Annotated in this window: 23 protein-coding genes; 10 read left to right on the top strand and 13 right to left on the bottom strand. The window is 53.2% G+C overall.

The window, feature by feature from the left end:
• Positions 1-87: 87 nt before the first annotated feature.
• The 4 genes from chiD to sppA all read right to left on the bottom strand — a co-directional run bounded on the left by chiD (position 88) and on the right by sppA (position 5156).
• On the bottom strand, positions 88-1341 hold the full coding sequence (chiD, locus tag OGX98_RS09640; protein ID WP_286595207.1) for a chitinase ChiD: 1254 nt from the start codon (positions 1339-1341) through the stop codon (positions 88-90).
• Positions 1342-1572: 231 nt separating this feature from the next.
• Positions 1573-2211 carry a bifunctional nicotinamidase/pyrazinamidase gene (gene pncA / locus OGX98_RS09635; protein WP_502873562.1) on the bottom strand — a complete coding sequence of 213 codons (639 nt, stop codon included), beginning with the start codon at positions 2209-2211 and terminating at the stop codon, positions 1573-1575.
• 14 nt (positions 2212-2225) lie between these two features.
• Positions 2226-3242, bottom strand: coding sequence for an asparaginase (gene ansA, locus OGX98_RS09630; protein WP_286595205.1), 1017 nt, complete (start codon positions 3240-3242; stop codon positions 2226-2228).
• A gap of 57 nt (positions 3243-3299) precedes the next feature.
• Positions 3300-5156, bottom strand: a complete 1857-nt coding sequence (sppA, locus tag OGX98_RS09625) for a signal peptide peptidase SppA (protein ID WP_284096429.1) — start codon at positions 5154-5156, stop codon at positions 3300-3302.
• Between the two features lie 175 nt (positions 5157-5331).
• Between sppA and OGX98_RS09620 the strand changes: the two genes are divergently transcribed.
• The 3 genes from OGX98_RS09620 (at position 5332) to topB (ending at position 8997) form a co-directional block, all read left to right on the top strand.
• A complete protein-coding gene (locus OGX98_RS09620) occupies positions 5332-5883 on the top strand; it encodes an NAD(P)H nitroreductase (protein ID WP_048221610.1) in 552 nt (183 codons plus the stop codon).
• 116 nt (positions 5884-5999) lie between these two features.
• The gene (gene selD, locus OGX98_RS09615; protein WP_045442004.1) at positions 6000-7043 is read left to right on the top strand and encodes a selenide, water dikinase SelD; all 1044 of its coding nucleotides are present in this window, start codon (positions 6000-6002) and stop codon (positions 7041-7043) included.
• 4 nt (positions 7044-7047) lie between these two features.
• Positions 7048-8997: a DNA topoisomerase III gene (gene topB / locus OGX98_RS09610; RefSeq protein WP_045442006.1), complete on the top strand. Its 1950-nt coding sequence runs from the start codon at positions 7048-7050 to the stop codon at positions 8995-8997.
• A 39-nt stretch (positions 8998-9036) separates the two neighbouring features.
• Here topB and gdhA read toward each other — a convergent pair whose 3' ends face one another.
• A complete protein-coding gene (gdhA, locus tag OGX98_RS09605; protein ID WP_045442009.1) occupies positions 9037-10380 on the bottom strand; it encodes an NADP-specific glutamate dehydrogenase in 1344 nt (447 codons plus the stop codon).
• A 237-nt stretch (positions 10381-10617) separates the two neighbouring features.
• Here gdhA and OGX98_RS09600 point away from each other — a divergent pair, with 237 nt between their 5' ends.
• Positions 10618-10893, top strand: coding sequence for a YnjH family protein (locus OGX98_RS09600; protein ID WP_045442011.1), 276 nt, complete (start codon positions 10618-10620; stop codon positions 10891-10893).
• Here OGX98_RS09600 and OGX98_RS09595 read toward each other — a convergent pair.
• On the bottom strand, positions 10853-11269 hold the full coding sequence (locus OGX98_RS09595) for a pyrimidine (deoxy)nucleoside triphosphate diphosphatase (protein ID WP_286595259.1): 417 nt from the start codon (positions 11267-11269) through the stop codon (positions 10853-10855). The genes OGX98_RS09600 and OGX98_RS09595 overlap by 41 nt on opposite strands.
• A gap of 76 nt (positions 11270-11345) precedes the next feature.
• On the opposite strand from OGX98_RS09595, the gene OGX98_RS09590 reads away from it, so the two are divergent.
• Together OGX98_RS09590 and OGX98_RS09585 are read left to right on the top strand one after the other, a co-directional pair.
• The gene (locus OGX98_RS09590; protein ID WP_045442014.1) at positions 11346-11915 is read left to right on the top strand and encodes a carboxymuconolactone decarboxylase family protein; all 570 of its coding nucleotides are present in this window, start codon (positions 11346-11348) and stop codon (positions 11913-11915) included.
• The gene (locus OGX98_RS09585; protein WP_045442017.1) at positions 11908-12531 is read left to right on the top strand and encodes a CDP-alcohol phosphatidyltransferase family protein; all 624 of its coding nucleotides are present in this window, start codon (positions 11908-11910) and stop codon (positions 12529-12531) included. Before OGX98_RS09590 ends, OGX98_RS09585 begins: the two co-directional genes overlap by 8 nt.
• A 7-nt stretch (positions 12532-12538) precedes the next feature.
• Here the strand turns inward: OGX98_RS09585 and OGX98_RS09580 are convergent, their stop codons facing one another.
• From OGX98_RS09580 to xthA, 7 genes are all read right to left on the bottom strand, one after another.
• Positions 12539-13846: a sulfurtransferase gene (locus OGX98_RS09580; protein ID WP_048222712.1), complete on the bottom strand. Its 1308-nt coding sequence runs from the start codon at positions 13844-13846 to the stop codon at positions 12539-12541.
• Positions 13847-13933: 87 nt separating this feature from the next.
• Positions 13934-14566 (bottom strand): ATP-binding cassette domain-containing protein, encoded by a 633-nt coding sequence (locus tag OGX98_RS09575; protein ID WP_284096424.1) that lies wholly within the window; start codon positions 14564-14566, stop codon positions 13934-13936.
• Positions 14566-16101, bottom strand: coding sequence for an ABC transporter permease family protein (locus tag OGX98_RS09570; RefSeq protein ID WP_286595201.1), 1536 nt, complete (start codon positions 16099-16101; stop codon positions 14566-14568). Before OGX98_RS09570 ends, OGX98_RS09575 begins: the two co-directional genes overlap by 1 nt.
• Positions 16074-17243 (bottom strand): ABC transporter substrate-binding protein, encoded by a 1170-nt coding sequence (locus OGX98_RS09565; protein WP_286595200.1) that lies wholly within the window; start codon positions 17241-17243, stop codon positions 16074-16076. Before OGX98_RS09565 ends, OGX98_RS09570 begins: the two co-directional genes overlap by 28 nt.
• 32 nt (positions 17244-17275) lie before the next feature.
• Positions 17276-17986, bottom strand: coding sequence for a TVP38/TMEM64 family protein (locus OGX98_RS09560; protein WP_284096421.1), 711 nt, complete (start codon positions 17984-17986; stop codon positions 17276-17278).
• Positions 17983-18654, bottom strand: coding sequence for a TVP38/TMEM64 family protein (locus OGX98_RS09555; RefSeq protein WP_190284575.1), 672 nt, complete (start codon positions 18652-18654; stop codon positions 17983-17985). The genes OGX98_RS09560 and OGX98_RS09555 overlap by 4 nt, the downstream gene beginning before the upstream one ends.
• Before the next feature lie 210 nt (positions 18655-18864).
• A complete protein-coding gene (gene xthA / locus OGX98_RS09550) occupies positions 18865-19671 on the bottom strand; it encodes an exodeoxyribonuclease III (protein ID WP_045442034.1) in 807 nt (268 codons plus the stop codon).
• Positions 19672-20115: 444 nt separating this feature from the next.
• On the opposite strand from xthA, the gene astC reads away from it, so the two are divergent.
• Genes astC through astB form a run of 4 tightly spaced genes read left to right on the top strand, consistent with a single transcriptional unit; the run spans position 20116 to position 25170 of the window.
• The gene (gene astC / locus OGX98_RS09545; protein ID WP_286595199.1) at positions 20116-21336 is read left to right on the top strand and encodes a succinylornithine/acetylornithine transaminase; all 1221 of its coding nucleotides are present in this window, start codon (positions 20116-20118) and stop codon (positions 21334-21336) included.
• Positions 21333-22367 carry an arginine N-succinyltransferase gene (astA, locus tag OGX98_RS09540; protein ID WP_045442043.1) on the top strand — a complete coding sequence of 345 codons (1035 nt, stop codon included), beginning with the start codon at positions 21333-21335 and terminating at the stop codon, positions 22365-22367. The genes astC and astA overlap by 4 nt, the downstream gene beginning before the upstream one ends.
• Complete coding sequence (astD, locus tag OGX98_RS09535) at positions 22364-23842, top strand: succinylglutamate-semialdehyde dehydrogenase (protein WP_286595198.1); 1479 nt, start codon at positions 22364-22366, stop codon at positions 23840-23842. Before astA ends, astD begins: the two co-directional genes overlap by 4 nt.
• A complete protein-coding gene (gene astB, locus OGX98_RS09530; protein WP_286595197.1) occupies positions 23839-25170 on the top strand; it encodes an N-succinylarginine dihydrolase in 1332 nt (443 codons plus the stop codon). The genes astD and astB overlap by 4 nt, the downstream gene beginning before the upstream one ends.
• Position 25171 lies beyond the last annotated feature (1 nt).

Below are 25171 nucleotides of genomic sequence, written 5' to 3'. Positions count from 1 at the left end.
GCCTCCTGTAGAAAATAAAAAGCCGCACCAGAGCAGCCTGGTGCAGCGGATTGTGATAATCATAACCTATTGTGCCAGGCGTTGGGATCAGTGTTTAATCCCTAACGACTCGGCCAGCTGCTTCGCTAACTGATTTTTATCATCTGCGCCGTACTCCCAGAACATTGCCCCTCCCAACCCCTTGTTCTTGATATAGTCCGCTTTGATGGCGACCGAACGCGGGTTTTCAAAAGAGAGGGCGAAAAGTGCTTTACCGTTGGCAGACTGTACTGACAACCACGGCACTTTGGCCTCATCATCCCAATGCTGACTAAAGCGCTTTTGTGGATCGTTGATTAACTTAGCCACGATATCGTTGTACTTCACATAGGTATCTTTGCTCAGATCAACCCCCAACGATTTGAACAACTCAATGTGTTGTGGTTCGAAGTAGGGCTGGGTTGCCGGATTTTTCTGGGCATCAGGTTTGCTCCAGTCAATACCAGGTTCGATGGCGCGTTTTGGTACCCGGCCGTAGAAGCCAATCCCGAGATTCATCTGACCTGGTTTTAATCCTGCGGCGAGATAGTTATTGACCACAAAATCGGCGCTGTATTTATCTGCTGCAGCCACCGTTGGCCACTGGGTCGAATCATACAGGTTTGAGTTGAAGTACTGAGTACCGTAAGCCATGTCGTAGGTCATCAGGTTGATATAATCGAGCAACGGGGCAATCGCTTTCACATCTACCCAGCTTTTTGGACTTTCAGCGTTCGCTCCGACGGCGATAGTGACCAGCTTATTATGGCCAAATGTGGCGCGTAGCTCTTTCAGTAACGCGGTAAAGTTATCGCGGTCAGCCGGTTGGCTTTCGACCAGCCCCCATGCGCCGTTGACCGGATATTCCCAGTCGAGATCGATGCCATCCAGGCCATATTTCTCAACAATCGCCTGTGCAGACTGAATAAACACCGTGCGGGATTCCTGCGTAGCCGCCGCGCCAGAAAATCCGCGCGCCCCCCAACCCCCAACAGAAAGCAGAACTTTAAGGTTTGGGTTTTGCTTGCGTAGCACCGGAATTTTTTGCAAATCAGCCTGTACTTTTTCTGACAGCCAAATCTGGTGTAGCTTGCTGGCGTCTTTCAGGGCGTCATTGGTTTCGTCTTTTTCATTGTTGTAGACAAGACCAAACGAATAGTTGAGATGGGTTATCTGGCGGACATCCAGCTTATTGATATCACCGCCAGGGCCGGCAGTAACATCGCCACCGCCGTTAAAGTAGCCGACAGACATCAGGGAGTTTGCGGAAACAACGCTTGCACAAAGCAGGGGTAATGCTGCCAACAAAGGCAATAGTTTCATCGGTGTTCCTCTTTGACATTTAAAAAACAAACACGCCACGCCAGTGGGTGGCGAAAAAAACAGCTCTTGCAGACTAACAGTTTAAAAAAAGGAAAAATGCGAAGCTGTTCACGCCATGCTGGCGAAGCGGCGAAAGCGATGTGTCGGGTCTCGCGGGGATACCAGAGAAGGCCGAGAGGGGAAGGTAACAGGGGACCTGGTGACGACATAAGTTCCGCCACCAGGCATGGTTTAACGCTGGGTTTCTTCCCAGTCTGCCAGCGTGTACAGCGTTGCACCCGCTGCCGCCATTTCCATAAAAGCATGCGCGCTATCTTGCGGCTGAATGTTCACACCACGACAGCCATCAGTAATGATGTTGACGGTATAGCCAAGATCCAGCGCATCAAGAACAGTAAATTTAACGCAATAATCAGTTGCCAGGCCCATGATGATGAGTTCAGCAATACGATTCTCCAGTAGCCACGCATTCAGCGCAGTTGCCTGTCGACGGCCGTTATCAAAAAACGCGCTGTAGCTGTCGACCAGCGGGTTCTCGCCCTTACAAAAGGTCTTATTAATTGCGTGTTGATTCAGCAACGGATGAAGGGCTGCACCCTCAGTGTTCTGAACACAGTGATCCGGCCAGAATGTCTGCGGCAGACCGTCAAGTTGCCCCTGACTGTAAGGCGTGACATGATGCTGGCTGGCAAAACTACCGTGATTTGCCGGGTGCCAGTCCAGACTGGCAACTATCACGTCACCACGCGATGTACACCAGTCAATAAGACGATTGGCGACATCCACGGTGCTATCTCCCTCAGGGACGGCGAGAGCACCGCCTGCACAAAAGTCGTTTTGTAAGTCAACCAGCAGTAATGCTCTGGCCATTATCGTTTACTCCTCTATTCGTCCGGCGTGAGCTCACCACGCAGGTTTTGCGTCATCGCCGTGCGAATGGCCTGCGTATCCAGCCCTTGGCTCAGCAAGAAATGCAGCTTGGTGAGCGTTGCTTCAACGGTCATATCCGCGCCACCAATAACCCCGGCATGCGCCAGCGCATTCCCTGTTGCGTAACCGCCCATGTTCACCTTGCCGGACATACACTGGGTGAGGTTAACCACCACAATGCCACGCGAGCTCGCATCTTCAAGCTCTTTCAGGAACTCTTTATTTTGCGGCGCATTGCCCACACCGTAGGAGCGAAGAATTAATGCTTTTACCGGCTGGCGCAGGAAATTGCGCACCACGTCAGCGGAAATGCCAGGGTAAATAGTGACGACGCCAATCGGCTGCGGGGTGATAGGGTGAACAATCAGTTCGCCTGCCCCGTGTGGCGCTGGTGGCGTTCCCAGGCGGCGGATATGGATCCCGGCTTCCAGCAACGGGGCAAGGTTTGGTGAGGCGAAGGCGTCAAAACCGTCGGCATGGGCTTTGGTTGTACGGTTACCGCGAAACAGTCGATTGTTGAAAAACAGGGTAACTTCGTTGATGGGGTAATTCGCTGCGACGTATAGCGCATTCAGCAAATTGATTTGTCCGTCAGAACGAAGCTCTGCCAGCGGTATTTGTGACCCTGTCACAATTACCGGTTTACCCAGATTCTCCAGCATAAAAGAGAGCGCTGAGGCAGTAAACGCCATGGTGTCGGTGCCATGAAGGATCACAAAACCATCGTAATCGTCGTAGTGCGTTTTAATGTCTTCAGCAATATGCTGCCAGTCTTCTGGCGTCATATCGGATGAATCCATCAGCGGGACGTATTCGTGGATAGTGAAATCAGGCATCTCGGGGCGGTGGAATTCAGGCATCAATGCCAGCTGGCGCTGAAGATGGCCGGAGACCGGAATATAACCTTGTTCTGAGCGCTGCATACCAATAGTACCGCCGGTATAGGCAACGTAAATCGATTTCTTCTGCATGACTTTTTCTTCTGTCTCAAAGAAAAACCCCTCTTCATCCCGAAGAGGGGTCAAGAGTTAGCGAACGTTGGCGCAGGTCAGACAAAACGCATAACGGTTCTGCGGATCGTTAAACGCCGCCAGCTTATCGCCTTCGGCTTTTACCGCACTGGCAGCAGAGGCCAGCGGTGCCGGAAGCATTGCCTGGATGGCTTGTGGCAGCATGGCGCGAACTGAACCCGACATACTGTCCATAACCATATCGACGAATGTCGGTTCGTCTTGATAATACTCAATGTGCCATTGTTTCAGTTTGGCAAGCTCTGCCGCTTTTGTCACCGCATCGTCAAAGTCGCCCAGACTGTCCACCAGACCGTTAGCTTTCGCATCCTGACCGGTCCAGACGTGGCCCTGAGCAATCTTATCAATCTGCTCTGGCGTAGTCTTACGTGCATCCGCAACCAGCGTGATAAAGCGCTTATAGCCATTCTCAATGCTCAGTTGCATCATCTGCTGGACTTCTGGCGGTAACGCTTTGGTGATAGAAATATCAGCCAGCGGCGAGGTTGAAACGCCATCAGTATGGATGCCAATGGAATCCAGGCTATTTTCAACGGTGTTGATAACGCCAAAAATACCGATTGAACCAGTCAGAGTACTGGGGTTTGCCACAATGTAGCTTGCCGGTGTGGAGATCCAGTAACCCCCTGAAGCCGCCATACCGCCCATAGAAACGACCACCGGTTTACCCGCAGCCTTAGCTGCAGCCAGTTCAGAGCGAATCACTTCAGAGGCGCTGACGCTACCGCCAGGACTGTTAACGCGCAGAACAATCGCTTTCACTTTTGGATCGAGGCGTGCTTCACGGATCTGTGCGGCAGTGGTGTCACCGCCTACGTTCCCTGGTGTTTCTTCCCCGTCCATAATTGCGCCATTGGCGAAGACCACGCCTATGCTGTCGCCGGTCTCAGCCGGGGTTTTCAGCGAGTAATCGTAATAGCTGACGGCGCGGTAATTTTTGTCCGCTTTGCTCCAGCCAAACTGTTTAGTCAGCAGTTTTTCGACTTCAGCGCTGGAGGCGAGGGCGTCGACAAGTTTGTTATCGAGGGCATACTTCGCGGTATCGCCATCCACTTTCGTCAGACCGTCCAGCATCGCCTGCGCGCCCGGGAACACCTGCAGGGCCGGGATCTGGCGATTGGCCGCAACGGTGTCGAGATAGTTTTGCCATAACTCGCCAATCCAGCGGCTGTCGGCTTCACGTGCGGCCGGGGACATATCGTCACGAATAAACGGCTCAACGGCGGATTTATAGGTCCCGACACGGAATACGTGGGTGGAGACTTTCAGCTTATCCAGCAGTGACTTGTAATACAGGCCATTGGTAGCAAAGCCGTGCAAGTCAACCGAACCTTGTGGGGAGAGCCAAATTTTGTTGGCAAAACTGGCGAGGTAATACTGACCCTGGCTGAAGTTATCGCCGATGGCAAAAACGGGTTTCCCGCTGTCGCGGAATTCACGCAGCGCTTTACCGATGTACTGCATGGAAGGCTGATCGGCCCCGGCAAAGTTTTTCAAATCCATCACGATGCCGGTAATGTTGCGGTCATCTTTCGCCTGGCGAATGGTATTCACGATGTCGAACAGGGAGTTTTCCTGTAGACGATCCGAGCTGGCGCCAAACAGCTGGCGACCAATGACGCTTAAGCGACTGGTACTTGAGGGCTTGTCGACAATCACCCCTGAGATATCGAGCAGCAATGCGCCACGTCCGGCCTGTTCGCTGGTATTAGTGCTACTGACCTGCATCCAGATACCGACGCCAACCAGCACCAGAAAGATAAAGAACAGGTTAAGCACAAATTCACGGACGAAATTCAGTAATCGCCACGTCCATTTAAAAAATCCGGCAATGAATCGCCACAGGGTTCGCATGTATTCTCCCTACAGATTAACAACACGCCTCCCCGTTAGATGGGAGAAAGGCGTTAAGATGTGGCTATCGTAATGACCCGACAGGCACTTGTCAGCAGGAATCACCGCCTGTGCTGTAACAAAATCCACTCACGTGTTAATTTTGTGAACAAATTTCATTGTTGGAGTTAAGCAAATGGATGCACTCGAATTACTTTTAACTCGTCGTAGCGCTTCTCGCCTTGTCGAACCGGCCCCGACGGGGGAGCAGTTACAAAACATTCTGCGGGCGGGGATGCGTGCGCCTGACCACAAATCTTTGCAGCCATGGCGTTTTTTTGTGATAGAAGGCGATGGTCGCGAGCGTTTTAGCGTTGCGCTGGAAAAAGGTGCGATTGCCGCACAGGGTGACGAAAAAGCGGTAGAAAAAGCGCGTAGCGCGCCGTTTCGTGCACCGCTAATTATTGCAGTAGTGGCAAAATGCGAAGAAAACGGCAAGGTTCCTCTCTGGGAGCAGGAAATGTCAGCCGGTTGTGCGGTAATGGCTATGCAGATGGCGGCGATTGCACAAGGCTTTGGCGGGATCTGGCGTAGCGGTGCCTTAACGGAAAGCGCGGAAGTGCGTGAGGCTTTTGACTGTCGACCACAGGATAAAATTGTTGGTTTCCTCTATCTGGGTACACCGCAGCTAAAAGCTTCCACCTCGATTAGCCTTGCCGATCCGACCTCATTCGTCCGTTATTTCTGATATCAACAGCAAAACTGTCTGGATTATGAGCAAAGACACCCTAATTCAGACAGTCACTCTTACCACATCATGGAATGAGCGCTACCATATCCGGATTGCAATGACAGGAGATGTCCATGAGCGAGCAAGCTATTCGTTTAACGCAATACAGCCACGGAGCCGGTTGCGGTTGTAAAATTTCCCCCAAAGTGCTGGAAACCATCCTGCACAGTGAGCAGGCGAAGTTCGTCGATCCGAACTTACTCGTGGGTAATGAAACCCGCGATGATGCGGCAGTGTACGATTTGGGAAATGGCACCAGCGTTATCAGTACCACCGATTTCTTTATGCCGATTGTCGATAATCCGTTTGATTTTGGCCGTATCGCTGCGACCAACGCTATCAGCGATATCTTCGCGATGGGCGGCAAACCGATTATGGCAATCGCTATTCTGGGCTGGCCTCTCGATAAGCTGGCACCGGAAATTGCCCGTGAAGTCACCGAAGGCGGACGCTTCGCCTGTCGTCAGGCGGGTATTGCCCTGGCGGGCGGTCACTCTATTGATGCTCCGGAGCCGATTTTTGGTCTTGCGGTTACAGGCGTCGTTCCTACCGAACGCGTGAAGAAAAACAGCACCGCCGAGGCGGGATGCAAACTGTTCCTCACCAAGCCTTTGGGAATTGGTGTGCTGACTACCGCAGAGAAAAAATCGCTGCTCAAGCCTGAACATATTGGGCTGGCAACGGAAGTGATGTGTCGCATGAACGTCGCGGGTGCAGCGTTTGCGGATATTGAGGGCGTGAAAGCCATGACCGACGTGACCGGTTTTGGTCTGCTGGGACATCTGAGTGAGATGTGTCAGGGCGCGGGTATCCAGGCGCAGATCGTTTATCAGGACATTCCAAAGCTCCCTGGCGTTGAAGAATACATTGCGCAGGGCGCAGTACCGGGTGGTACGCAACGTAATTATGCCAGCTATGGGCATCTGATGGGCGAAATGCCGAAGTCGGTACGTGACCTGTTGTGCGATCCGCAAACTTCGGGTGGTTTGTTGCTGGCGGTAACGCCGGAGGCCGAAGCCGAAGTCAAGGCGGCGGCTGCGCAGTTCGGTATTGAACTCACTGCGATTGGTGAACTGGTGGAAGCTCGTGGCGGTCGCGCCATGGTTGAGATCCGTTAACTTGATGCGGTTGTTTATTGCCGAAAAACCGAGTCTGGCTCGCGCGATTGCAGATGTGCTACCTAAACCGCATCGCAAAGGTGATGGTTTTATTGAATGCGGAAATGGGCAAGTGGTGACCTGGTGCATCGGTCATCTGCTTGAACAGGCGCAGCCAGATGCCTATGACAGTCGCTATGCTCGCTGGAGTCTGGTCGACTTGCCGATTGTCCCGGAAAAGTGGCAGCTACAGCCGCGTCCCTCGGTGACCAAACAGCTCAACGTGATTAAGCGCTTTTTACATGAAGCAAGTGAAGTTATTCACGCGGGAGACCCCGATCGTGAAGGGCAACTGCTGGTGGATGAAGTGCTTGATTACCTGCAACTCGCCCCAGAGAAACGTCAGCAGGTACAACGTTGCCTGATCAACGATCTTAACCCACAGGCGGTGGAGCGGGCGATTTCCCGCCTGCGCGCTAACAGTGAGTTTATCCCGCTATGCGTGTCGGCGCTGGCGCGTGCGCGTGCGGACTGGCTGTATGGCATCAATATGACGCGAGCCTACACCATTCTTGGGCGTAACGCGGGCTATCAGGGGGTGCTCTCCGTTGGTCGCGTACAAACACCGGTTCTCGGACTGGTGGTTCGCCGTGATGAAGAGATTGAAAACTTCGTCGCAAAAGATTTCTTTGAAGTGAAAGCACATATCGTGACGCCTGCCGATGAGCGGTTCACCGCTATCTGGCAACCCAGCGAAGCGTGTGAGCCGTATCAGGATGAAGAAGGACGTTTGCTTCACCGCACGCTGGCAGAACACGTGGTAAATCGTATCAACGGCCAGCCTGCAATTGTCACCAGCTATAACGATAAACGGGAATCAGAATCCGCACCGTTGCCGTTTTCGTTATCGGCGTTGCAGATTGAAGCGGCTAAACGCTTCGGGTTAAGTGCGCAAAATGTGCTGGATATCTGCCAGAAACTGTACGAAACCCACAAGCTGATTACCTATCCACGTTCCGATAGCCGCTATCTGCCGGAAGAGCACTTTGCCGGACGTCATGCGGTAATGAACGCTATCAGCGTTCATGCGCCGGATTTGTTACCGCAGCCAGCGGTTAACCCCGATACGCGTAATCGCTGCTGGGACGATAAAAAGGTGGATGCGCACCACGCCATTATTCCCACAGCGCGCAGTTCATCCATCAATCTGAATGACAACGAAGCGAAGGTGTATAACCTGATTGCGCGTCAGTATCTGATGCAGTTCTGCGCAGATGCAGTATTCCGTAAATGCGTCATTGAACTGGACATTGCGAAAGGGAAATTTGTTGCCAAAGCGCGTTTCCTCGCCGAAGCAGGATGGCGTACGTTGCTCGGCAACAAAGAACGCGATGAAGACAACGATGGCACGCCGCTGCCGGTAGTGGCAAAAGATGATGAGTTGCTGTGCGAAAAAGGCGAAGTCGTTGAACGCCAAACCCAGCCGCCGCGCCACTTTACCGATGCTACGTTGCTGTCGGCGATGACCGGGATTGCGCGGTTTGTGCAGGATAAAGATCTGAAAAAGATCCTTCGTGCAACCGACGGTTTAGGAACGGAAGCCACGCGCGCCGGGATTATCGAACTGCTGTTTAAGCGCGGATTTTTGGTGAAAAAAGGCCGTTATATACACTCAACGGACGCCGGAAAAGCGCTGTTCCATTCGCTTCCTGAAATGGCGACGCGCCCGGATATGACCGCGCACTGGGAGTCGATTCTGACACAAATCAGTGAAAAACAGTGTCGTTATCAGGATTTTATGCAGCCGCTGGTAGGGACGTTGTATCAGCTTATCGATCAGGCTAAACGTACGCCGGTGCGCCAGTTCCGCGGGATTACCGCTCCGGGTGGTGGTGAGAAGAAAAAGAGTGCGCCGCGCAAACGCTCGGCGAAAAAAAGCCCGCCATCAGTTGAGGCGGGCGGAGATACTGCGTAAGCCTGATGAGCTCAGCATCATCAGGCAGAAGGGGCAAGATCAGATAACACCCTGACCCAACATCGCGTCGGCAACTTTCACAAAGCCCGCGATGTTGGCACCGCGCACGTAGTTGGTCTGTTTGCTCTCGCCACCGTACTCGACGCAGGCATGGTGAATATCCAGCATGATGTGGTGCAGGCGCGCATCAACTTTCTCTGCTTTCCAGCCAAGACGCGCAGCGTTCTGCGCCATTTCCAGACCTGACGTCGCCACACCGCCAGCGTTGGCCGCTTTACCCGGTGCAAATAATACGCCCGATTCGAGGAACAGATCGGTTGCTTCGATGGTGGTCGGCATATTTGCGCCTTCAGCGACGGCTTTCACACCGTTAGCGATCAGCACGCGAGCGGCGTCGACATCAAGTTCGTTCTGTGTGGCGCACGGCAGAGCGATATCTACCGGCACAGACCACGGCTGCTTGCCTTCCAGATAAGTCAGACCAAATTCACGGGCGTAATCCGCCACGCGTCCGTCACGACTGTCTTTGATCGCGCACAGACGTGCCAGTTTTTCTTTGGTGAAGCCGCTTTCGTCTACCACGGTGCCGCTGGAGTCAGAGGCAGTAACCACTCGAGCCCCGAACTCCATCGCTTTTTCAATGGCGAATTGCGCCACGTTACCGGAACCCGAGACGGCGACACGCATGCCTTCAAAACCCAGGCCATGACGTTTAAGCATGGCTTCGGTAAAGTACACCAGACCGTAACCGGTCGCTTCCGGGCGGATCAGGCTGCCGCCAAAGGAGAGACCTTTACCGGTAAAGACGCAGGCGCTGTTGTTGGACAGTTTTTTCATCATCCCGGCCATAAAGCCAACTTCACGACCGCCTACGCCTATATCGCCCGCAGGCACGTCGGTATCTGGCCCTAAGTGGCGGAACAGCTCGGTCATCAGTGCCTGGCAAAAACGCATCACTTCGCCTTCACTTTTGCCTTTTGGATCGAAATCGCTCCCGCCTTTACCACCGCCCATCGGCAGCGTGGTGAGGGCGTTTTTAAAGGTCTGCTCGAAGCCGAGGAATTTCAGGATCGACAGGTTTACCGACGGATGGAAACGCATGCCGCCTTTGTAAGGACCAATTGCAGAACTAAACTGCACGCGCCACGCACGGTTTACCTGTACCTGATTCCGATCGTCCAGCCAGACTACGCGGAACTGAATCACGCGCTCAGGCTCAACCAGACGTTCCAGCAATGACATTTGACGATAGCGCGGGTTTTGTTCAAGAAATGGCCACAGCGTGGTCATTACTTCACGAACGGCTTGCGCGAACTCCGTTTGATTCGGGTCGCGCTTTTGTACATGGTTGAGAAATGACTCCAGAGAACGTGTCTGATCCATAGATATAAAAACCTCTTATGTATTGATATGGTTATATTTTTGATATTTGTGTTAAGTGTTTTGCAGTTTTTGACTATACCATCAGCCATGTGACGAAACGCAAGAAAAAATTAACCCCGCTAAGGAAATTAATATTGCGACGTGGGTCATAACCAAAAACGATGATGGAAGGGACTAAAGTTTCTGCCGGTATCTACCGTTATACTGAGCATTGATGTCAGTTTAAAAGGAAAGAGTATGCGCCGTCTTATTATGGCTGGAGTGCTGGTGATGTTATCCAGCGCGACACTGGCAAATCAGTTATATCGTCCGGATGTGCAAGTGAATGTTCCGCCAGAGGTGTTTAGCTCCAGCGGACAACGTGCACAACCCTGTAATCAGTGCTGTATTTATCAGGATCAGAATTACTCAGAAGGGGCGGTGATAAAAGCCGATGGTGTACTGTTACAGTGTCAGCGCGACGAGAAAACCATCAGCACGAATCCGCTTGTCTGGCGTCGCGTAAAAGGATAAACGCCTCCAACAACGGAATGTCAGCAGGCGCCAGCGGATAACGCAGCGCGTCCTCTGGCGTACACCAGACCAAATCCTGATGCTCATGAGCCTTCAGTTCGCCCTGATAAGCGGGAACATACCAGGCATGCAGATGTATCAACCGGCCTGATACTTGGCGCTGATGGCTGGCAACGTATTGCCCAATGACTGCCTCGATACCCAGCTCCTCCCGCAGTTCACGAATCAGCGCCTGCGGTTGGCTTTCTCCTGGCTCAACCTTACCGCCGGCAAACTCCCACATTCCTGATTGGTCGGCATGCTCCGGGCGTTGAGCGAGTAAAATATTGCCATCATGTTCAATAATAGCGGCGACAACGTCGAGGGTTTTCATCATATTCATCAAGATTCAACATCAGAAGATGACATACTATCGCTATCTTTGTTTTATCTGAAGTATTCAGGAGTCACCGTTGAACGATCCTCAGTCGTGGGTAAAGCCGTTAACGCGTATCCCTTCCAGTTTAAAACCGCTTGTGGCCACACAGAAAAAACACTATGGCGATGTATTACATCCCACGCGATGGTGGGGGCGGGTGCCGTTTCTGTTCTGGTTGGTAGCGTTGTTTGTCGGATTTCTGGAGCGAAAACGCTCGCGATTAACGCCGGTGATGCGGGCGCTATTGATGACACGGGTTTCTCAGGCGTGCCACTGCGCTTTTTGCATTGATGCCAACAGTTTACGTCTCGCCGAACGTTGTGGCGCCTTGGATAAAGTGTTGCAGGTCGCAGACTGGCAAGCGTCAACGCTGTTCAGCGAAGAAGAGCGTGTGGCACTGGCCTATGCGGATGCGGTTACCGCCACGCCGCCACAGATTGATGATGGACTGAAGGCGCAAATGAAGCAGTATTTTACCGACGACACGATTACCGAAATGACTGCGCTAATCGCCTTTCAAAATCTCTCGGCGCGCTTCAATGCCGCGCTGGATATACCCTCACAAGGATTATGCGACAATTTGAAAGGACACCCGCATGCTTGACCGTCATCTTCACCCGCGATTAAAACCACTTCTGCACCAGTGCGTACGGGTTATTGATACACCCGCTATCACGCCGGATGGCCTGACGCTGGTCGGTTTCGCTATTGGCGTGCTGGCTTTGCCATTTCTGGCATCAGGCTGGTATCTGGCCGCGCTGGTGGCCATTGTGCTCAATCGTCTGTTTGATGGTCTGGATGGGGCGCTGGCGCGTCGCAGAGGATTAACCGATGCGGGGGGATTCCTCGACATTGCGCTCGACTTCCTGTTTTACGCCTTAGTACCGTTTGGCTTTATTCTGGCGGCACCGGAGCAAAATGCGCTGGCGGGTGGCTGGTTGCTATTTGCTTTTATTGGCACCGGCAGCAGTTTCCTGGCCTTTGCGGCACTGGCAGCGAAACACCAGATTGATAACCCTGGCTATGCACATAAATCATTTTATTATCTGGGTGGACTGACCGAAGGCACTGAGACAATTATGTTGTTTGTTCTGGGCTGCCTTTTCCCTGGATATTTTGCAGTGATGGCCTGGGTGTTTGGCGCGCTGTGCTGGATGACAACCTTTACGCGGATCTGGAGTGGCTACCTGACGCTGAAGTCACTTCAGCGTCAGGGCTAGCGAGAGGTTACTGACTGCTTTCCGGGCCGCGTTCACCGCTGGCGACCGGGTTTTTCGGATGGCTGCTCCACTCGTACCAGCCGCCGTCATAGACGGAGACGTTTTTCCAGCCCATCGCGCGGGCATACATAAACGTCTCAGAGGCGCGCCAGCCGGTGCCGCAATAGAAAGAGACCTGCTGATCCGGCAGGATATTCCACTGCTTCCACATTGCGGCGATGTCATCCGCGCTACGCATGGTGCCGTCTGGGTTATGGAAATCTTCCATATGCGTGGAGTCGCTCCCTGCGTGGCCCCAACGAGCGCCTGCAATCTCACCTTTTGGCTTAATGTAGCTGTATCCGCTGGTGGTGCCGACAAACTCTGGCCACGAGCGGATGCTGACCAGCGACGCGTCCTGGCGGTGCAGCAGGCCACGCGCCTGTTCCATATCCAGCATTAGCTGCGGTTGGGCAGGGATCGTTACGCCGAAATTCGGTTCTGGTTTCACCGTTGGCGCAGTACCGCGTTCAACCGGTAATCCTGCATCGGACCAGGTTTGCCAGCCACCGTCGAGCAGGCGAACGTCTTTTACACCCGCGTACAGCATGATTTGTGCGACACGTGCTGCGGCGTAAACATCGCGGCCATACAGAATGACCGTTGTGTCGTGGCGAATTCCATGTTTTGCCAGCATCGCTTTTAGCTGAGCGTCCGAGACTTTATTCCACAGCGGTTCGCTTTCGACTTCGTTAGTATCAATGTATCCGGCTCCCGGGATGTGGCTGAGCAGATAGAGTTTCGGCGCCCCCCAGGCGGCCTCGATCACTTTCCAGTCGCCAGCCGGTTTAGCTGTGACCTCTTTACCCTGTTGAAGGTCGTGCAGCCACTGCGGATAGACCAGTTGTTCGAAGTGCGGCAGGCGTTGCAGGCGAGCTGGATCCTGCAGCGCATCGCTGAGCGTTGAAATATGGCTAAAGCCGGCCTTTTGTAGGCGATTTTTGACGGCCTGCATATCAGTGTCGTTGCCATAGAGTGCAACCGGGGCATCGGTTTTTAACTGATGTTGATGAACCCAGGCGGAGAGTTGCTCATCATTCATCTTGTCGAGCCATGCGGCAGACAAATTCAGGGCGGAAGGTTCATGTCCAGAAGGGCCATTAAGCGATTGCGGCCAGCCGTTATAATAAGCGCTCTGACGGGTATCGATTGCCGCGCCTTGTTTTTGCTGTAACTGGTTGAAGGTGAGCGTCTGCGCGGTTTCAGCAGCCCAGGAAGAAGCGCAAGCCAGCCCTAAAGCCAGTGCCAGCGCGGTCATTTGAGAAACACGTTTCATCGAATAGCCCGACGTTGAAAAAAGAAGACGACATTCTGTGCCGCCAGTTAAGTAAAATCCTTGCGTTAACGCAGCATATCGCCACATTCACGTCCACTGCACCATCTGCAAAACAGAACCCCCAGGCGGCACGTCCTGCGCGTCATGGGTAACCTGTACCACGGGAATACCCTGCTGATGAACTTCGTTAAACACCCACTGACGAAATGTGTCGCGAAGCGACGTATCCAGGCGACTGAACGGTTCGTCCAGTAGTAGCGCCTGTGGCTGCGCCAGCAGCGCGCGCAGCAGCGCGATACGCGAGCGCTGTCCCCCGGACAATGACGCCGGATCGCGGTGAAAAAAACCGGCCAAATCTGCACGTTTAAGAGCGTGTTCAACTTCATCGCGTCTGGCGGAGCCTTTCAGGGAAGCCGGTAATGCCAGCAGTAAATTTTGCCCAACGCTGAAGTGGTCGAACAGCAGTGCATCCTGGAACAGGATGCCAATCTGACGTTGTGCTGTGGGCAGTGAATCAATGCGTTTATCGTTGAGCCACAGTTCGCCAGACGCCTGAAGTTGAGGCGAAAGGGCTCCAACCATCCATGAAAACAGCGACGACTTGCCGCTGCCCGATGGGCCCATAATAGTGACAATGTCACCTTTCTTAACCTGGAAATTGACTGCTTGTAGCAGCACGTTCGCACCCTGACATAGTGAAACGTTTTTCACGATAAGCATTAACGGAGTCCTTGTCGTAAGCGGCCAATCCACGCAGAGAGTAATGCCGCCAGTGCGAAAACCAACAGAGGCAACAGAAGCTGCCATAACGCCTGTGTTGCAAGCATAGCGGTGCTACCGCCGCTGCTCAATGCCACGGCTTCTGTAGTGAGCGTGGGAAAACGCCCGGCGCCTAACCACAGGGTGGGCATATACTGGGCGATGCTGACGGAGAATCCTACTGATAAGGCAATCAGCGCCGGGCGCAATAACAGCGGGCATTTTACCTGCAAGAAGATGCGGCACTGCGTCCAGCCAAGAGTTTGGGCGATCAAAATCAGTCGTGGATCAATACGCTGCCACGCCGGTTTGAGCACAAACAGCATCCATGGCGTTACCCACAGCAGATGCCCCCAGATAACCGTCAGGAACAGACCATCCAGGTCCGCGTGTAGAGCCAGCGTATATTGCCCGGTGACCAGGGGTAGCGCAGGCAGGATAATCGGCAGCCACACCCAATTATTCCCACTTTGTGGTCCCCATTCCAGCCATAAGAAAAGTGTTATTAATGCCAGTACACTGGAGATTAATCCCATCTGCAGGCTGGTCAATAGTGTCTCAGGAACCACCGAAGAGAAGTCTGCAACCCATACCAGAATCCCTGCACATAACACACCGCTAACGGGTAGTAGTTGTGCCAGTGAGCGCCCGGATGAACAGGAGGACAAACGTTGACGTACTCCGCTTATCGCCGGGATTGCTCGTTGCCAGCATCGCCAGAAAAGAAAACCGATCAGTGCGAAAATGGCCAGTAACAACACCAGCAGAAAACTGGCAAGCGCACCTTTCGTCTGCTGGTCGCTGTCTCCCTGACTGAGCCATTGCCAGCTCAATACAGCAAGCGTCGGCGGATTGCCGGGTCCGAGGATTATCGCCACATCAACGACGGACAACGACCAGGCAACTACGGCCAGCATAACTTTACCTAATGCCGGGGCGATGGAGGGTAATACCAGCCAGTTCAGGCATTGCAGTCGGCTATAGCCCAGTGAGTCCAGGACGATAACCTGCTGCGAGAGCTGTTTTTCGCTCAACAGAGCGGAAAGGATCCATAATACAAAGGCGCTCTCTTTAACCGCCAGCGCAATGCCAAGGCCAATTCCGTAGCGGTCGGTCTGCGGGGTAAGAAAGGGCAGTGCGCGATAGAACATACCGCCCTCAGCAAATAGTAACAGGACGCTGGTGGCAAATGCGACGTGTGGAATGGCCAGCAACCAGGGGAGTCGGGTACACAGACGAACCCAGCCCGCGCCGGGCCATAATGCGAGGAGCGCCAGCAGTGCAATGACCAGCGCAACAGTGGCTGCCAGGGTAACGGAAACCAGCGTCGCCAGTAGTGCCTGCGGTAACTGTGGATCGGCAAAAAGCACCAGCCAGTTGAGGCTGGTAAGCGCAGGTGTGATGAGATCGAAAGCAGCGGGCACTAGCGGCAAATAGATTGCCGCCATGATGCCCCATATCAACAGGATTAATGCGTACCGTAACGGCGTAGCCATTCTTGTTCCAGTGCGTTTACCCAGGCTGCATGGGGTTCAGGAAGTACAGCGGGCAGGTCTTTTGGGATCCGTGCCAGTAGCGCTTCACGCTGCTCAGCGGGTAGTTTTTGCGGGTCAAGCACCGAAGGATCGCCCCAGTAAGTGGGATCGGCCTTACGCAGTTGCGCTTCGGGAGAGAGCAGGAAATTAGCGACGACTTGCGCCCCGGCGCTGGCCCGTGCGTTAGCCGGAATAGTGACAAAATGCACATTGCCAATCATCCCTTGTGAAAAGCCAAAACTGTAGCTGTTTTGAGGCAATTCACCGCTGGCCACTTTTTGCTCGGCGTGCGCGGGATTAAAGGTCAACGACAAACGCAGCGATCCGCTATTCAATAGTGCATCCATGCGCGCAGGAGTGGGAGGAAAGTCTTTACCTTCACGCCATAACATGGGATGTAATGTATCAAGATACTGCCACAATGGGGCGGTAACGTCGGCAAACGTCGCAGGTTCGGGCGCAATTTTCAGCGCTTGTGGCTGAGTGGTGAGCATAATTAACAACTGTTCGAGAAATGCTGTACCGGTAAAATCAGGGGGACGCGGATAGGTCACCGTACCGGGATAGGCTTTAGCAAACTCCAGTAATGCCTGCGGGGTTTGTGGTGGTTGTTTGCTAACATCGCGATTGGCGATAAAGGTTAACTGCGCGCCGCCCCACGGCGATTCAGCCCCGTCAGTCGGGATGGAGAAATCTTCGCTCACAGGCTTCAGGGTATCAACGTAGCGCCAGTTGGGCAGCGTTTGCGCCCAGTACGTTTGTAGCAGATTAGCCTCTTTTAGCGTACGGAAATTTTCGCCGTTAACCCACAGCAAATCGACTGAGCCGCCGGTTTTACGCCCGGAAGCGGCTTCCGTTTGAATGCGTTTAACGGCATCGGCTGCATCTGCCAGACGTACGATTTTCAGGTTAATAGCATAATGTGTTTTCATCTCACCGCTAACCCAGTCGAGATACTGGTTAACCGCGTTATCGCCTCCCCAGGCGTTAAACCAAACCGTTTGCCCTCGGGCTTCGTTTTTGATTTGCTGCCAGTTCGCATCCTGCGCAAAAGTTGCCAGGGGGAAGAGCAGTAAACCAAGGCACAATAAGCAGTAACGCATAATATTTCCTTGATAATGAGTGAATGCAGGCTTCAGGACTGTTTCCTCTGCCGCTCAAGATAGAGGCTTCGCGCGACCGGGATAACCACGGTCAGCGCAAAAAGCACAAACAGCCCGGTAACAAACCAAAATGCGCCTCCGGTTAACAGGCTCCCGGCCCATGAATAGACGATGGTAGCGGGCAACTGACCAATGCCGGTGGCGAGGAAAAAGTGGCGAAAGCGGATCGATGTCAGGCCTGCGGCATAGCTTATCGGGTCAAAAGGGACGAAAGGGAGGAGGCGGCACACGAGAATAGTATGTTTGCCGTAACGCTCAAAAAAGGCATCCATATTTTTCAGCACCGTTTTTCCGGTCAATTTTTCCACCGCACTACGGCCTAAAATACGGGCAATAAAAAAGCATAACGTCGCACCCGCCATGGCACTGGTCCAGGACAGTACGCCTCCCCAGAATGCGCCGAACAGTGATGCGTTCGCAAATGTGATCAGGAAGGCCGGAAGCGGGGCGATAATTGCCTGCAAGATCATCAAAAAGAAGGAAACTACTGCTGCCTGAGTACCCCAGGAACGAATGAAATTCTCAAGCGCATGCTGGTCAACCGTGGCAAATGCCGTCAGGCTTTGCCGGAGAAAGTCGCTTACGGCAGGTATCCATACCCACGCCATCAGCGCCAACAGCAGCAGTATAATCAGCCCGATCCGGCAAAACTTTATGAGGTACGCTTTATTTCGCTTCATCATTTACCTGTTTGCTCACGATGGGCAGAGGGATCGACACGTTTACACCGGGCCCAGGCTTTTGCCGCCTGTACCAGGGCGAATAATGCAATGCCTGCCCCACTGAGTTTAATGATAAATGCCAGGGTGATGCCTTCCTGGGCAAGCTCGTGCGACATCAGGGTATAGATAAAGATACCGGGCAAGGTGGTAACTGCTGAAGTAAAAGTAAACGACCAGAAAGAGATTGCGGTCAACCCGTAAGCATAATTTTGAATATTATATGGAAATAGCGGAACGAGCCGGGTGAGGATCAAAAAGTCAATCCCACTATGGGCAATGCCTTTTTCGATTGCCTGAAAGGTGGTGGTATGACCGGCATATTTCAGCAGCAGATCGCGGCCAAGCCAGCGGGCCAGTAGAAACGACAACGCCGAGGCTACGGTGGCCGCTACCAGGGAAATAAGGGTGCCAACCAGTGGGCCATAGAGGATCCCGCCGACGATCACCAGAATACTGCCGGGGATCAGACATAGCGCCGCCACGATAAAAAGCAGGATATATAACGTGTAGCCAAAGATACCGCTCTGACGGATGGCGTCTTGTAGATGATGGAAATTAGTTATCAGGTCAGTCAGACCGTAATAATGGACAGCTCCCGTCAGAACGCAGAATAATGCGGCGACAATCAGTAGCCTGTATTCTGCCTTATGCGAACTTCTTTTTCATAGGGGCACTCCTGTAAACCATGTGCGATGACGCGTTTTCGCAAGCGAAAAGTGGGCGGAAGATATAATAAATTCCCGGACGTAACAATGTATTACCGTTATTTTATTGATTTTGCTCAGGATATATCCGCTCTCCAGAGCGGCGATGCTCTGGAGAAAACGCGATGGTATGGATTACACGCGGAATTTTGCCCACACCGGTGCGTGGTCGGATGGTTTTTCCATGCTGCGGATCTCATAGTCGATCCCGGTTTCTTCGCAGCGCTCTGCCAGCGGAGTGCTTGCCAGCAGCAGGTCGATACGCAGGCCACGGTTGTCGTCGAAGCCTTTTGAACGGTAATCAAACCACGAATACTGGTCGTTTGTTTCCGGATGAGCATGACGGAAGGTGTCCACCAACCCCCAACCCAGCAGGCGCTCCATCCATTCACGCTCTTCCGGCAGGAAAGAGCATTTTCCGGTACGCAGCCAGCGCTTGCGGTTCTCTTCACCGATGCCGATATCAAGATCGGTTGGGCTGATATTCATGTCTCCCATGATCAGCACTGGATTGTCGCGCTTCAGTTCGGTATCCAGATAGTTTTGCAGGTTCTGATAGAACGCTGCTTTGGCCGGGAATTTGGTTTCATGGTCACGGCTTTCACCCTGAGGGAAATAGCCGTTGATGACGGTGATGTTACCCAGAGATGAAGGAATTTCCGCCATGATAATACGGCGCTGGGCTTCTTCGTCATCGTTCGGGAAGCCACGACGTACAGACACCGGGGTTTCTTTCGTCAGTAACGCAACGCCGTAATGTCCTTTCTGACCGTGATAGAAAACGTTGTAACCCAGCTTTGCTACCTCTTCGAGAGGGAACATATCATCATGAACTTTTGTCTCCTGCAGGCCAATAACATCGGGTTGGTGTTTTTCGACAATAGCTGCCAGTTGATGAGGACGGGCGCGCAGGCCGTTGATATTAAAAGAGACAAATTTCATAGTCGCTGCCACTTTGCAAGGTGAATAGTGCAAGGATGGTAGCAGAATTTCTGCTGGCTGACTGCCACTTGTCACCTGATTCCAACAATGACTGCTAAAGGTGTTAACGATGGGGCAAAAACTGCACTGTTTTGGCGCGGAGTGCGTCAGAATAGAGCAATAATTTCCGATAAATTTCGTATATGATCACAATTCCAGAATTATATTTGGCAACTGAATAATATTTCGCTTTTTCCTCTGTTTAGTCGCCCAGTGCGCAAACATATTCACTTTATATGCACGTACAGTGAATATCGCTGGGTTATAACCTATTGATATTCCGTTCCCTCACTCCGTTTATGCATTTTTTTCGCTGGCTGGCACGAACCCTGCAATCTACATTTACAGCGCAAACACTATATTATTTAACATATAAATAACTTTTTATTTACCGTTGAGGTCGCTATGTCTCTGTCAGTTACGCGTGAAAATTTTGATGAATGGATGATGCCCGTATACGCTCCGGCGCCTTTTATTCCGGTTCGTGGTGAAGGCTCGCGTCTGTGGGATCAGCAGGGTAAAGAGTATATCGATTTCGCGGGAGGCATTGCGGTTAATGCGCTGGGGCACGCACATCCGGCGTTACGTGAAGCATTAAACGATCAGGCGAGTAAATTCTGGCATACCGGAAATGGCTATACCAACGAGCCGGTACTGCGGTTGGCGAAACAACTGATTGATGCAACTTTTGCCGAGCGCGTTTTCTTTTGTAACTCTGGTGCGGAAGCTAACGAGGCCGCACTAAAACTGGCGCGTAAATATGCTCACGATCGTTTCGGTAGCCAGAAAAGTGGCATCGTGGCCTTTAAAAATGCCTTCCACGGTCGCACGCTGTTTACCGTAAGCGCCGGGGGGCAGCCAGCCTATTCGCAGGATTTTGCACCGTTGCCGCCGGATATCCGCCATGCCGTGTATAACGATCTGGATTCTGCCAGCCAGTTGATTAATGACGCAACTTGCGCGGTTATCGTGGAACCAGTCCAGGGCGAGGGTGGCGTGGTACCGGCAACGAAAGCATTTTTACAGGGGCTGCGTGAATTATGCGATCGACACAATGCGCTGCTTATTTTCGATGAAGTGCAGACCGGAGTCGGCCGTACTGGCGAGCTGTATGCCTATATGCATTACGGCGTGACGCCGGATCTGCTGACGACGGCCAAAGCGTTGGGCGGTGGTTTTCCTGTTGGCGCGTTATTGACGACTGAGCAATGCGCAAGTGTGATGACGGTGGGCACACACGGTACCACTTACGGCGGAAATCTGCTGGCCTCTGCGGTGGCCGGGAAAGTGCTGGAAATTGTTAACACGCAGGAAGTATTGAACGGCGTCAAACAGCGTCACGACTGGTTTGTGGAGCGTATCAACGCCATTAACGAACGTTTTGGATTATTTAGTGAAATTCGTGGACTTGGCCTGTTAATCGGCTGCGTACTGAATGAAGAGTTTGCCGGGAAAGCCAAACTGTTCTCGCAAGAAGCCGCCAGTGCAGGGGTGATGGTGCTGATTGCTGGTGGGAACGTAGTGCGTTTTGCGCCAGCGTTGAACGTCAGCGAAGAAGAAGTTGCCACCGGACTGGATCGCTTTGCACTGGCCTGTGAACGCATTACAGCAGGAGGTTCATCATGATGGTGATCCGTCCCATTGAACGCGCAGATATTACGGCGTTAATGCAACTTGCCAGTAAGACCGGCGGCGGATTGACGTCGCTTCCGGCGAATGAAGCCACTCTTATGGCGAGAATTGAACGTTCGCTGCAAACCTGGCAGGGCAAGTTGCCGAAAAGCGAGCAGGGGTATGTTTTTGTGCTCGAAGACAGCGCCACAGGTACGGTAGCAGGAATTTGCGCAATCGAAGTGGCGGTTGGACTTAATGATCCCTGGTATAACTATCGGGTGGGTACCCTGGTGCATGCCTCGAAAGAGCTGAACGTTTATAACGCGCTGCCGACGCTGTTTCTCAGTAACGATCATACGGGAAGCAGTGAGCTGTGTACCCTGTTCCTCGATCCGGACTGGCGAAAAGAAGGCAACGGCTATTTACTGTCGAAATCGCGTTTTATGTTTATGGCCGCGTTCCGTGACCGGTTTAACGAAAAAGTAGTGGCAGAAATGCGCGGAGTGATCGATGAACACGGTTACTCCCCGTTCTGGCAAAGCCTTGGGAAGCGCTTTTTCTCAATGGAGTTCAGCAGGGCTGATTTTCTGTGTGGAACAGGGCAAAAAGCATTTATTGCTGAATTGATGCCCAAGCATCCTATTTATACCCATTTCTTGTCGGACGAAGCGCAAAGCGTGATTGGCGAAGTGCATCCGCAAACTGCACCTGCCCGCGCGGTGCTGGAAAAGGAAGGGTTTCGCTATCGTAACTATATTGACATTTTCGACGGTGGGCCGACGCTGGAATGCGATATCGACCGGGTTCGGGCGATTCGCAAAAGCAGGTTGGTGGAGGTTGTTGAAGGACAACCGGCACCAGGCGAATATCCGGCCTGCCTGGTTGCCAATGAAAACTATCACAACTTCCGCGTCATGCTGGTTCGCGCCGATCCGCATACTCAGCGCCTGGTGTTAACGGCGGCGCAGTTGGATGCCCTGAAGTGCCACGCGGGCGACAAGGTCCGTTTAGTTCGTCTTTGTGCAGAGGAGAAAACAGCATGACATTATGGATAAATGGCGACTGGGTAACGGGTCTGGGTGAACGTCGGGTGAAAGCCAATCCGGTGAGTGGCGATACCCTGTGGCAAGGAAATGATGCTGATGCCTCGCAGGTGGCCCAGGCATGTCATGCAGCGCGTGCAGCTTTCCCTGGTTGGGCAAAACAGCCTTTTGCCGCACGTCAGGCGGTGGTAGAGAAATTCGCAGCCTTGCTGGAGAGCAATAAAACAGAACTCACAGCGATTATTGCACAGGAAACCAGCAAACCACGTTGGGAGGCCGCGACAGAATTGACGGCGATGATCAATAAAATCGCTATCTCCGTAAAGGCCTATCATGTACGTACCGGTGAGCAACATAATGAGTTGCCAGATGGTGCTGCGACGTTGCGTCACCGTCCCCACGGCGTGCTGGCGGTTTTTGGTCCGTATAACTTCCCCGGTCATTTGCCCAACGGTCATATTGTTCCGGCTCTGCTGGCGGGTAATACACTGATTTTCAAACCCAGTGAGCTGACCCCGTGGACCGGTGAGGCAGTAGTAAAATTGTGGGAGCAGGCAGGATTACCGCCAGGCGTGCTGAATCTGGTGCAGGGCGGGCGCGAAACGGGGCAGGCGTTGAGTGCGCTGGAAGACCTTGACGGCCTGCTGTTTACCGGCAGCGCCAATACGGGCTATCAGTTGCATCGACAGTTATCCGGGCAGCCGGAAAAAATCCTCGCGCTGGAGATGGGGGGCAACAACCCGCTGATTATTGAAAATCCGGAAGATATTGATGCGGCAGTGCATCTGACTATTCAGTCGGCGTTTGTCACCGCCGGGCAACGTTGCACCTGCGCTCGTCGGCTGCTGGTAAAAAAAGGGGCGCAGGGGGATGCATTTCTGGCGCGCCTGGTTGAAGTCAGTCAGCGTCTGGTTCCGGGAAACTGGGATGACGAGCCGCAACCCTTTATCGGCGGGCTTATTTCCCAACAAGCGGCACAGCACGTATATGATGCCTGGCAACGTCTTGAAGCCCTTGGCGGTCGCACTTTGCTGGCTCCACGGCGAGTGCAAGTGGGTACCTCCCTGCTGGCACCGGGGATAATCGAACTGACCGATGTGGCAAACGTGCCGGATGAGGAAGTCTTCGGTCCGCTGCTCGGCGTGTGGCGTTACGACAACTTCGACGACGCCATTCATCTGGCCAACAATACCCGATTTGGTCTGTCGTGTGGGCTGGTGTCGCCGGATCGCGTTCAGTTTGATCAGCTCCTGTTGGAAGCGCGGGCCGGAATTGTCAACTGGAATAAACCCTTGACCGGTGCGGCAAGCACTGCGCCATTTGGTGGGGTAGGCGCATCCGGGAACCATCGCGCCAGTGCCTGGTATGCCGCAGATTATTGCGCCTGGCCGATGGCAAGTCTGGAGTCACCGCTATTAACGCTGCCTGCAGCCCTTAGTCCGGGACTGGATTTTTCACGCGAGGGTAAAATATGAAAGCGCGTGAGGTCAATTTCGACGGGCTGGTAGGGCTGACGCATCACTATGCTGGGTTGTCATTTGGCAATGAGGCTTCGACGCAACACCGTTTTCAGGTGTCGAATCCCCGTCTGGCGGCAAAGCAGGGTCTGTTAAAGATGAAAGCGCTGGCGGATGCGGGATTTCCTCAGGCGGTGATCCCTCCCCATGAACGTCCGTTTATTCCGGCGCTGCGCCAGCTTGGGTTCAGCGGCAGCGACGAGCAGGTGCTGGAAAAGGTGGCGCGCCAGGCGCCTCACTGGCTCTCCAGCGTCAACTCCGCATCGCCAATGTGGGTGGCGAATGCGGCAACGGTTTGTCCTTCTGCTGATTCGCTGGATGGGAAAGTGCATCTGACGGTTGCCAACCTGAATAATAAATTCCACCGTTCGCTGGAAGCACCGACCACTGAGTCGCTGTTGCGGGCGATTTTCCGCGATGAGAAAACCTTTTCGGTTCACGGTGCGTTGCCGCAGGTCGCGTTGCTGGGCGATGAAGGGGCGGCGAACCATAACCGTCTCGGTGGTGACTACGGCGGGCCTGGTGTACAGCTGTTTGTTTATGGCCGCGAAGAGGGAAATGCAACGCAACCGAAGCGCTATCCGGCGCGGCAATCCCGCGAGGCCAGCGAAGCCGTGGCGCGGTTGAATCAGGTTAACCCGCATCAGCTAATTTTTGCCCAACAAAACCCGGATGTCATCGATCTCGGAGTCTTCCATAACGATGTTATTGCGGTGTCGAATCGTCAGGTGTTGTTTTGCCATGAGCTGGCGTTTGCCAGACAGCAAGCGTTGTTGAGTCAGCTACGTACACAGGTGGCTGGATTTACTGCGCTGGAAGTGCCCTCAGCGGAAGTTTCAGTGCAGGATGCGGTAGCGACATACCTGTTTAACAGCCAGTTGTTGAGTTGTGATGATGGCTCGATGATGCTGATTTTACCGCAGGAGTGCCGGGAACATGCTGGCGTATGGCGTTATCTGCACCATGTGCTGGAAGGTGATAACCCGATCAACGATCTGCGGGTATTTGATCTGCGGGAAAGTATGTCTAACGGCGGTGGTCCTGCTTGTCTGCGCCTACGGGTAGTATTAACCCCACAAGAGCTACAAGCTGTTAATCCGGCGGTTATCATGAATGATACGTTATTCAATACGCTGAATAACTGGGTCGACCGTTACTACCGGGATCGCCTGACCGCCGCTGATCTCGCCGACCCGCAACTGCTGCGTGAAGGCCGCGAAGCGCTGGATTCGCTGACACAATTACTGAACCTCGGTTCTGTTTACCCCTTCCAGCAGGAGCTGTGAG

Origin of the sequence: Citrobacter sp. Cm046 (genome assembly GCF_030333065.1) — a bacterium.
Taxonomy (GTDB): domain Bacteria; phylum Pseudomonadota; class Gammaproteobacteria; order Enterobacterales; family Enterobacteriaceae; genus Citrobacter; species Citrobacter murliniae.
This window is presented reverse-complemented; position numbering and strand designations above follow the sequence as displayed.